Raw genomic sequence first — 11,364 nt, forward strand, 5'->3', positions numbered from 1 at the left:
TATTTTGTTTGTCCTAATTGTTGTTGAGCCATCGCTACTAATCGTTTAGTGATTTCTCCACCAACTGAACCATTTTGACGAGCTGTTGTATCTGCTCCTAATTGAACACCAAATTCATTAGCAATCTCTGCTTTCATGTTATCGATTGCTGCTTGTGCTCCTGGTACGACTAATTTATTGCTATTTGATTGGTTTGACATGTTTGTCACCTCCTGACAATCTTAATATGTGTAGTTTCGACAAACATATACAATCCGTTCGACATTTTTTCGAAGTTTTTAAATATTTTATTATTTTAAGTCAGAAATAGAAATGGCTTTATTTTTTACCTCAGTCGGTATTTGAATAATTTCATTTGAATTTAATAGATTAACCGATAAATTAAAATACATTGCTTCAACCTCTTCACTTGGAAGTTGCAAAAATAAATTGGGATAATCACGTGCTAAGTTTCTAATTAACTCTTGAATTCCATTACTATAGCTCACATCCATTTGTGTGATCTGTTGTTCTTGCTTATTTATTGTTATTCTATAGTTTACACTCTTTGCTTTTTGTATTAATTGATCAAGATTAATATCATTAGAGATATTTAACACATTACTTATTAGTTGTTTTGTTAAAAAGTCTGCGCGAGATAGTGGAAGTCTCAATTCTACTATCTGATTTTGCTCTCTATCATCTATTATTTCTATCCAATCATCTGAATTTTGAAATTTAGACTTTTTGAAAAGTTTAGGAATCTTTTGAAATATAGTTAATGAGCCATTTGATATTTCTTTAAACCACTGTCCATGATTTATATTCATATAATTTATTTTTGAATTTAGGTCAATATACTGAGTTAATTCTGCTGTCATCGGTGAAACACCTTTGCCATTTAACTTCATTAAATAAGTCATATATAAAACTGAATCATCTGACTTCTGTGAAAATCCCCCATCCCCTACCACACTCATTTCATATCCTAAAATATTATATTCACTATTTAATTCAACAGCGTATCCATTTTGATGAAGTGTATTTTTAACAACGGATTCTAGAAATTGGAGTTCACGATAGTTGTTGTAGCGATCGGTTTTTGTAATCCAATATCCACAAGCTATTGATATAATCAGTACGGTGATGAATACGATGAGATGGTTTCTTTTCATGACTTCTTATTTTCTCCTTTTTGTTTATTTTACCATATTAAATAAGTTTGTCAGATGATTGTTTTTTTTGAGTTTATTCGTTATAATGTCTACCGAAAGGTCGGTGAGTGTTATGAAAAAGATCTTAGGTTGTATCCGAAAAGCAGATCGAGATTTTTCTTTAATCGAAGATGGTGATAAAATCGCTGTTGGGGTAAGTGGTGGAAAAGATAGTATGGCGTTATTATACGCTCTACATTTATATCAAAAGTTTGCTCCTGTTAAGTTTGAGTTAGTGGGGATTACGTTAAAGCTAGGTTTCCCTGGGATGGATTTTAATCCTGTTGTGGAATTCTGTGAGAAACATGGAATTGAGTATCATTTAGTCGATACTGAAGTTTATGAAATCTTAAAGTTAAATGGAACTCCAGATGGAAAGATTCCTTGTTCATTATGCTCTAAGTTCAAGAAGGCTATCTTAATTAAGAAAGGCACTGAGCTTGGATGTAATAAGATTTCGATGGCGCATCATGCTGATGATGCAGTTGAGACGTTAGTCATGAATACAATTTACAACGGGTTCTTATCAACATTCAAACCAAAAATGTACTTAGATCGTACAGACGTAACGTTTATTCGTCCACTTGTTTATTGCTATGAAGATGATATTATTGCGGCAGCAAATCGTCATGTTCCTATTGTGCCAAGTACTTGCCCTATGGATAAGCACACAAGTCGCGAAGATGTGAAGCAATTATTAAAGAAATTATATGCTGAGTTCCCAATGGCAAAACAAAATATGTTAAATGCATTATCTAATGGAGATCGTGTTTCATTATTTAATGATTTCAATGATAAAGAATAAGTGTCGTGATTTCACGACACTTATTTTAATGTAAGCTTTTGAATGCCTTGTTTTGTATAAATAACTAGTTTATGTTCTTCATAAAAAAGATAATCTACTTGCTCTAGTTTATAAAATTGATGATTTTCTAATTGTGTCATTAACCACTCTTCATTCTTCCCTAAGCTTTGAAGTGCCTTAGGTTTGATTTGTCCTGAAATAACGAGTGCTAATGGGAAAGTTTTAGTTGGTAATTTCTTTTCAAAGATAGTGAGTTTCCCATTTTTCTCAATAATTCCGTACTGAACGTCTTCCGGAGCTACTATGTTTTGTCCACGAAGTAGCATCATAAAGTCATCGAGATCAATACGGAGTTTTTTTAATTCACCGTAATCGACGCTTCCATTTTTAATGACCATCGATGGTTCGCCTTCAACAACATCACGTGCTTTGGGATGATTAATCTGAATTTTAGCCATTATAATTTGAAGAGCAACGATAACTAGTACACCACCGAGTGCATCTAACCAGTATTGTTCTTCAACAATTCCACCTGCTGCGACATTGGCAATTAAAATATTGATAACAACATCTACCGTACTTAGTTGGTTAACTTCACGTTTACCCATGATTTTATAACATATGAGTAGGACCACATAAAATAAGGCGGCTAATAATAAAGATAGCAACACTTGCAACATAAAAAAATCCCCTTCAGAAAAGTTTAACTTTTTCTATTATGGGGATTTTTTTTTATTATATACAAACTCCGCGATGGTAATGTCCTTTTGTGTAATCATCTGAGTTCTTGTACTGGGCAAGCCAGTCAGAATCAACTTTACCTGTTTGAAGGGCTGTTTGGTAAGCATGAATTGCTTGGGTCATAGTTGCTTCGTTTTCATTTGTGAATTCTAAGCGGAAACTTTGAACACCCATCTTTTGTAATTCTGATAAGAATTCGATGAGAATCAGGTGTTGTGAGTTGAAGATTTCTGTGATGCAGTTTCCAGTGCGAAGTAATGGTAAGATTTTATTTTTGCGGTCACGTAGGCCGAATGGTGTGCTTAAGCACATGCGACAGAATTCTTGTTGATTTAAAAGTTTGACTGGGCAGTGCTTTGTAATCATCATTGGAATACGTGTGTAGACAATCATTTCTGTTGGAAGTGGAGATTGTTTAACGAGTCCACGTAATTGTTTTTGGTTAATTTCATAAGATAATGTGACTTGTGATACACCTAGTTGTTTTAAAGCTTGGATACTTTGAACGTTATTTGTGTTAAAAGCAAAGTCTGTTAGGAAAGTATAACCTTTGTTTTGTAGGGCGTGATACATTCCGTATTCACCAAGCATGATGGTTTGAAGTGGTAAGCTTTCGATGATTTGTGTTGCTTGCTCGATTTCAGAGTCATCAATGATACGTGGCAGTTGAGGAATGATGGTTACGCCGTGTGCTGCTCCTAGTTCAACTGCCTTTTTCAGTGTTTTGATATCCTTATAATAGATGGTTTCAATGTTGTGGTTAAGGACAGTTTGTAGCTGTTTGATGTTTCGGACACTAACTGTGAGTTGTGGGGTGATGGTTGTTGTGTCTAAGTTAGAAACGGTTGGTTGGATTTCTCGACGTTGGCGACCGGCATGATGTTGCGTACGATTTTTTTCAAGCTTTTCTAATAGTTCACGTCGGATTTTGTTAATGATTGAAATAGGCATGGTAATACCTTCATCCATATTAATATTGATGTATGCAAACGAGAATGCGGTACTTCCTGTTTTTTCAAGTTGTTGTTTTAAACGATCTTGACTTAATGGGGTGTTCGTTGCTGTTTCAAACACTTCTTCTGTTTCAACTGTGACCATGTTTGAGTCATTATCCCAGGCCATGATTTTTAATGGTTCACCTAGTTTGGCACTCACTTCACCATAGATATCAATTTTAGGAACTGATTTTTCTGTTACTTCAACGCGTTTAGCTAAAGAAACGGATGTTGTTTTATAAACTTTCATGCCTTTTGATACTGGGAATGGTGCATCTAAATCAACGTTACCTGGATTCGCAAGTTTCACATCATTTCCTTTAACAAACATTTTTTGAACTTGTAATCCTTGATCTTTGCTGTTTAATCCGACGAAGCGTAAGCCGTCTCCAACTTCGAGTGGTGATTTAAGATTAATCGTAACTCGTTTTCCTTTGACATTAACAACTTCTCCGATTAAGATTCCTTTGTGATTTGGACGATCGGCGCTCATCCAATTGAGACCTTTGTCTCCAAATAAGAATCCTTTCGTAAATCCACGACTAAAAATTTGATCCATGTCTGCATGAGTTTGTTTTGAGATTTTAACTCGGCGGGTTTCTACATATTGATCGATAGCTTCACGATAAGCTTTAACAACTGTCGCGACATATTCTGGTTTTTTTAGACGTCCTTCGATTTTAAATGAAGTGACTCCCGCTTCGATAAGTTCCCCAATTTCATCAATGGTTTTTAAGTCTTTAGGACTTAATAGAAAGTCTCCGACATTTGAATCAAGTGTTTCTCCACTTGATAAATCGACAAGTTCGTATGGAAGGCGACATGTTTGAGCACAGGCTCCACGGTTTCCGCTTCGAGCACCAATCATACTACTCATTAAACATTGTCCTGAATAACAAACACAAAGAGCTCCGTGAACAAATACTTCCAAGTCAATGTCCACTGCCTGTTTCATGGCTTTAATTTCTTCTAATGTATTTTCACGTGCGACAACAACGCGGTCTGCTCCAAATTGTTTAGCAAATTCGACACCTTTTGTGTTATGAAGTGTCATTTGGGTACTAAAGTGGAGTTCAAAGTCTGGATACATTTGTTTGACTAAGTGAGCAACCCCGATATCTTGAACGATGATAGCATCGACATCATTTAAATATAGAAAGTGAATATATTCTTTTAATGCTTCTAATTCTTGATCAAAGATGGTTGTATTAACAGTAACATAGACTTTAACGTTATGTAGATGGCTAAATTTAATGACTTCGATTAGTTCTTCATTTGTAAATGCTGCTTCTTTTCGTGCTCCAAAGGCTGCTCCACCTACATAGATGGCATCAGCTCCGTTTGTAACGGCCGCTAATAATCCTTCACGATGACCAACTGGTGCTAATAATTCAATAGTTGACATTTAATCCGCTCCATTTTTCATAATTTCTTTCATTGTAACATACTTAGGATAGTCGACCAATGACCAATTTTTTAGATTTTTTATAATTTCATGGTTATAACTACATAAATTTTGTAAAAAAATATTTAATGGGCAAGTTTAATATTGTAATGACCTGTCGCATATTATAAAATGTTGTAGTTTAAGATACTAACACTATTTTAGAAACTAGGTGAAGATGATGAGTAAGGAAACTGTAAATCTTAATCAAGAAAAAGTTAAACAAAAGAAACCTAAGAAAAAGTATGGGTGCTTAAAAGGTGTTTTAATTTTTATATTAGTTTTATTACTTTTAGGTGGGGCTGTTTACGGAGCTGCCCATGTGATGTTATCTCGAATCAATCGTGAAGAATTAGAAGATTTAAATGTTTCTCAAGAAGTTTTAGATTTGAAAAAGGGAATGGGTGTCATGAATATTGCTTTATTTGGAGTCGATTCACGCGATGATGCTTACACAAATACTCGTTCTGATGCGATGATGGTCTTCTCATTCAATAGCAAGACAAATCAAGCTTATTTAACATCAGTTGTTCGTGATACATTTGCTTATATTAATGAAGATCATGGGTTTGAGAAAATTAATCATGCTTATGCTTATGGTGGACCAACACTCGCTGTTCAAGCTATTAACCAAAACTTTGATTTAGACATTCAAAAATATGTTACTGTAAATTTTAACGCAGTTGAATATATTATTAATAAACTTGGTGGGGTCGAAGTCGATGTACAAGATTATGAACTTCAAGAGTTAAATCGTGTCATTGCTGAGATGAATGTCGAAGTTAGTGGTGAAGAAGCAAACTTACTTGAAGGTACAGGGTTACAAACGTTAAATGGTCGTCAAGCAGTCGCTTATATGCGTATTCGTAAAGTAGGAAACGGGGACTATGAACGTATGGAACGTCAACGTCGAGTGATTACATTAGTCGCACAAAAAGCCTTCTCGTATAATAAGGTCAAATTACTTGGATTAATGAATGATTTCTTACCGTATATTCAAACTAATTTAACAACAAATGAAATTATTGCACTGGGAACTCAATTATTATTAAGTGGTGAGCGTGAAATCGAACAAGTTCAGTTACCACAAACAGAATTAAGTTATGGAGAAAAGTTAAGTGATGGACTATACTACTTAGTACCAACGACATTAGAGGAAAATGTAATTGAGTGGCACGATAAAGTTTATGGAACTGATCGCTATACCCCAACCAGTGGTGTGATGAATATTAATCAAAAAATTATTAATTATACTGGATTGTATTAATTCGAAAGCTCATAAGGATCAATGTATTCTTATGAGCTTTTTATTTATTACATATTTTAACCGCACTTATCTAGTATAATAAAGTCAGGTTTCAATTAAAGAAGGGGAAGAGGTGTACAAATTCTGATTGCCTTGTTATTAATTAATCTTACGTTGAGCTAGGCGAAATATTTTTCTATCAAGTTGACTGGACTTGATCAAGAACTCCATCACCATAAAAAAACCTATTATATCAATAAAGATTTGAAACTGAACTTGATTAAGAAAAAAGTAGAAGACACAATGAAATTTCAAGATTAAGATAATCCCCACTTTATATTTGACTAAAACTATAAACAGGCAACCAGAACCCAAACAGGTAAGAGAAAAAACGAGAGGTTTTGGCCCAATGTTATGTCGTTAAGTTACATTGGCTTAGTGGTTAGTTTTATTTTTTTACTTTGGGTAATTCTAACCTTTATCGTATTTAATAATAGCTTTTTAATCTCGGTATTTGTTTATACTATTTTAGCTTTCTTAGGAACACTTATTGGTTGAAAATCTAAAACCGTTAATCAAAAAATAGTTAGATTTCTCATTGTCATTGTAGTGCTCTTCTTAGTTCTATCTTTTATAAGGATGACTTAGCATGAAAAGACGCCGTTTTAAAAAACGGCGTCTTTTTCCTTTGGCTCTGTTAGACGAAAATATTATTATTTACTCTTTTCCTACTTGGAGGGAGCAAAATTTTCAAAAATAAGAACTCATAACTATTGGTATGAAGTGATTGACTACCAACAAGGATGTCTAACACAGCTTTTCTTTTTAATTTCAAGTGATGATTGGATAACTCTTTTGAAACTGTCGATCTTAATTATAAATTTTCTCCATTTGAAGCAATGACTTCTTTATACCAATAGTAACTATCCTTTTTGTAGCGGTTTAATGTTGCTCCTTCTTCCTCTTCTTCTCGGTCAACATAGACAAAACCATAACGTTTTTGGTAGCCATTTAACCAACTTAATAAGTCAGTAAAGGACCATGTACAATAAGCGATGACTTCACATCCTTCTGCCATAGCAATTTTCAATTCTTCAATGTGTTCTTTTAAGAAGGCAATTCGATATGGATCATGAATTGAACCATCCTCTTCTTTTTTATCGAAAGCACCTAATCCATTTTCAGAAATAATAATTGGCAAGTTGTAACGGCTTGTAATTTCTCGTAATCCATAACGTAATCCCATTGGATCGATGGTCCAGTCCCAGTCTGTTGTTTTTAAGTAAGGGTTAGATGGATTTTTAAATAGTCCTGGTTGCCCTGTAACTTGACCTGAACCTTTCACACCTGTGGTATTAAATGTTCCATAAGGTGTAACTCCATTGATTGGATTATATTCACATACACTTGTTTGATAATAATTGACTCCCATAAAGTCAATTTTTGAAGCGGCTTCTTTTAAAATTTGCTCATCTTCATTTTCAAACTGTGGAGCAATTCCTTTCTTTTGTAAATAAACAAACGTTGATTTTGGATAACGTCCATAAGCATACATATCCATCCACCAGAAGTTTTTCATATCATCAAAGTCCATTTTAGACATTGCATTGATTGGATTACAATCGATTGAATAACTCGGACTATAAGAAAAACTTGCTCCAATTTTTCCACTTGGAATCATTTGTTTAAATAATAAGACTGTTTTTGCATGCGCCATAAAAGCATGATGATTTGCTTGGTAGAAAGTTTTTTCATCATTGAATTTTCCTGGTGGATGCATCGCCGTTAACCACCCTAATGATGTAAATACATTTTGTTCATTTAATGTAATCCAGTACTTAACTTTACTTCCAAATCGCTCAAATAAAACTTTTGAATAATTGACAAAGTCATCAATAATACGTCGATCTTCAAATCCATTATATTGATCCACTAAAGCTTGTGGAAGATCCCAATGAAAAATCGTTACCATTGGCTCAATGTTATATTTTAGACATTCATCAATTAAGTCTTCATAAAACTTTAATCCTGCTTCATTAACTTCGCCATTTCCAGTCGGAATAACACGTGGCCATGAAATTGAAAAACGATACGTTTTAAGTCCCATTTCTGCCATGAGCTTCACATCTTCTTTGAAACGGTGATAGTGATCAACTGCCACATCACCTGTTGTTCCTTTATATGTTTTTCCTTCAATTCTAACAAATTGATCCCAGTTAGAAAGACCCTTTCCATCTTCTAAGTAAGCACCTTCCACTTGATAAGCAGCAGAAGCACTCCCCCATAAAAAATCTTTCGGCATTTTAAAGCTTGTCATTACTATATCCTCCTCATTAAATAATAGCTAATACTTGATCATTGGCTGTTACAACATCTTTTTTCTTAACAATTATATCCATAAACTGTTGACTATTTGTGATGATAATTGGCGTTACTAATTCATATCCTGCTTTTTTAATTTTTTCAATATCAAACTCTAAAATCACATCACCTGTCTTAATAGTATCTCCTTGCTTTCTATGAGGTGTGAAGTATTTTCCTTCTAAGTTAACAGTATCTAATCCAACATGGATTAATAACTCAACCCCTGTCTCACTTCTTAATCCAATGGCATGGTGTGTCTTGAAAAAGACATCTATTGTTCCATCAAATGGAGCAACAACTTGACCTTTTGTCGGGATAATGGCAACACCATTTCCCATTACTCCACTAGAGAAAGTGACATCATTTACTTGTGATAACTCAATCATATGTCCTTCTAAAGGGCTCACAATATTTAATCCTGTATTTAAAGGAATCGTAACTTTCTCTTCTAACATTTCTTCATCATCTTCTTCAACCGGATCTTCAAATCCAATCACATAAGTAATAATAAAGGTTGAAACAACTGTTACCCCTAACGTGATGAAAATATATAAAAAGCTTTGCGGATTTCCTTCTTCAAGATATTGTGGAATGGTTACAATTGCTGGTGTTGCTACTCCATAACATTTCATTTGGAAGAAACCACCGACTAATCCCCCCATTAATCCTCCTAAACAAGCTCCGATCATTGGTTTTTTAAATCGTAAGTTCGTTCCGTATAAAGCAGGTTCTGTAATTCCTGCAACTAAAGCCGAAAATGCTGATGACCCTGCGCTCTGTTTAATATCAGAATTTTTTGATTTGATTGATACCGCTAATGCTGCCGCTCCTTGGGCCATATTTGCACAGAATTCTGCAATACAAATAAATCCTTCAAATCCTGTTGTGGCTAAAACTCCTAATTTAATTGGTGTAAAGGCATGATGCATTCCTGTCATAACCACAAACGGGAAGACAGCCGCTACTAATCCAACTGCAATAAAACCTAACTTATCTTGAATAAAATAAACAGCAGTTGATAACATATCACCAAAGATAGCTCCTAGTGGACCAATGACAACCATAACGATTGGTGCAATAAATAACATCACTAACATTGGTTTTAAGAAGTTTTTTGTAATTTTTGGCGTAATTTTATCAACAAATTGTTCAATATAAGGTAAGACTGCTACTGATAAAATAATCGGAATAACTGAATAAGAATAATTAGCATAAGTAACTGGGATTAAGTTAAAGAACTTGACTGTTTGTCCTGCTTCATTTGCTCCCTTTAAAAGAGAGATAAAGTTTGGATGTAAAATAATCAGTGCAATACTCACGGCATAATATGGATTAGCATTAAATCGTTTTGCAGCTGACATTCCAATTAATACTGGCATGAAGAAGAAAGCTCCATCTCCAATAACTGATAACAGTTCATAAGTTTGACTTGTGTTACTTAATATCCCTATCATCGGTAAAACAGTTAATAAAACTTTGATCATCGCCGCTCCAATAATGGCTGGGATAACGGGCGACATAACACTTGAAATGATATCTAACATTTCAGAAATGATATTTTGATTTTTTTTCTCTATTTTTTTTACCGATGTTTTTTCTTTGAAATTACCAAGCGCACAAATTTCTTTATAAACTGACGCCACTTCATTACCAATAATAATTTGATATTGGCCACTTTTTTTCATGACCCCAATCACACCTTTAATCTTTTTCACCTGCTCATCATCCACTTGACTTTCATCTTTTAATACAAAGCGAAGTCTTGTCATACAGTGAACAACAGATTCTACATTCTCCTTTCCTCCAAGTTTTTCAAGAATTCTTTCAGCTAATTTCTTATAATCCATTTTTTCTTCCTCCATTCATTTAAAAATCAAATGAAGTTTTGCCTACATATATAGATTTTCATCTATAGCGTAGTTACAATCTTACTATATATAATAAGCTGATGGATTATCCAGCATTATTAACTATCTTAAATTGTTGCTTTTGTTCTAATTCGTTCAATATGAATCATTAAATATAATTGCTCCTCTAATGATAAATCATAATTATATTCATGCTCGATTAATTCTTTTATTTTTAAAACGCATTCATAACTCTCATGATACTTTTCTTTTAAAATGAAGAATAATTCCGTATCTTCTTCTTCATAAACAGCATTACTAAAAACACGTTGTGCAAAAAATTTTAAATGTGTAATGAAACGATAATACGTACTAGACTCTTCATTAAACTCTACTTTAAAGTGATATTTAATAACACTTAAAACTTGCTGCATTACTTTAGTAATATTTGCAATATTTATCATATCATTATTAAGTTCAGCATTCACAATATGATAAGCAATATACCCTGCTTCATCTTCTTCAAATAAAACTCCGAAATCCTGATGAATCATTTCTAATGCTCTTCGACCAATTTCGTATTCATCAGCAAATAATCGTTTAATTTCCATTAATAATGGATTTTTAACTTGAATTCCTTGGTGATAACGTTCAATCGCACCATGAATATGTTCCGTTAAACTTACGTAAATAATTTCATTTAACTTTTTGGCTCAACACCAAAATTGG

The 11,364-nt window shown here is 33.7% G+C and carries 9 protein-coding genes; 2 read left to right on the forward strand and 7 right to left on the reverse strand.

Translation table 11 applies throughout. The annotated features are described in order from the left end of the window. Positions 1-200: alpha/beta-type small acid-soluble spore protein (locus NEH74_RS06480; RefSeq protein ID WP_055244865.1), on the reverse strand; the 200-nt coding region annotated here is incomplete at its 3' end. Positions 201-290: 90 nt separating this feature from the next. Beyond that, a complete protein-coding gene (locus NEH74_RS06485) occupies positions 291-1,154 on the reverse strand; it encodes a hypothetical protein (RefSeq protein ID WP_055305789.1) in 864 nt (287 codons plus the stop codon). Positions 1,155-1,266: 112 nt separating this feature from the next. Here NEH74_RS06485 and NEH74_RS06490 point away from each other — a divergent pair, with 112 nt between their 5' ends. Beyond that, on the forward strand, positions 1,267-1,998 hold the full coding sequence (locus NEH74_RS06490; protein ID WP_055244868.1) for an ATP-binding protein: 732 nt from the start codon (positions 1,267-1,269) through the stop codon (positions 1,996-1,998). 20 nt (positions 1,999-2,018) lie between these two features. On the opposite strand, the gene NEH74_RS06495 is transcribed toward NEH74_RS06490, so the two are convergent. Then, a complete protein-coding gene (locus tag NEH74_RS06495; RefSeq protein WP_055244870.1) occupies positions 2,019-2,678 on the reverse strand; it encodes a DUF421 domain-containing protein in 660 nt (219 codons plus the stop codon). A 55-nt stretch (positions 2,679-2,733) separates the two neighbouring features. Further along, entirely contained in the window at positions 2,734-5,139 is a 2,406-nt protein-coding gene (locus tag NEH74_RS06500) for a DUF3656 domain-containing U32 family peptidase (protein WP_055244872.1), read from the reverse strand. A gap of 220 nt (positions 5,140-5,359) precedes the next feature. Between NEH74_RS06500 and NEH74_RS06505 the strand changes: the two genes are divergently transcribed. Further along, a complete protein-coding gene (locus NEH74_RS06505) occupies positions 5,360-6,445 on the forward strand; it encodes an LCP family protein (protein WP_055244874.1) in 1,086 nt (361 codons plus the stop codon). Between the two features lie 853 nt (positions 6,446-7,298). Here the strand turns inward: NEH74_RS06505 and NEH74_RS06510 are convergent. The 3 genes from NEH74_RS06510 to NEH74_RS06520 form a co-directional block, all read right to left on the reverse strand. Further along, positions 7,299-8,741, reverse strand: coding sequence for a glycoside hydrolase family 1 protein (locus NEH74_RS06510; RefSeq protein ID WP_055244876.1), 1,443 nt, complete (start codon positions 8,739-8,741; stop codon positions 7,299-7,301). A gap of 16 nt (positions 8,742-8,757) precedes the next feature. Beyond that, entirely contained in the window at positions 8,758-10,635 is a 1,878-nt protein-coding gene (locus NEH74_RS06515) for a beta-glucoside-specific PTS transporter subunit IIABC (protein ID WP_055305790.1), read from the reverse strand. Positions 10,636-10,763: 128 nt separating this feature from the next. Beyond that, complete coding sequence (locus tag NEH74_RS06520; protein WP_262941211.1) at positions 10,764-11,330, reverse strand: PRD domain-containing protein; 567 nt, start codon at positions 11,328-11,330, stop codon at positions 10,764-10,766. Between the last annotated feature and the right edge of the window lie 34 nt (positions 11,331-11,364).

This window comes from Turicibacter sp. GALT-G1 (assembly GCF_025594995.1).
Taxonomy (GTDB): domain Bacteria; phylum Bacillota_I; class Bacilli_A; order MOL361; family Turicibacteraceae; genus Turicibacter; species Turicibacter bilis.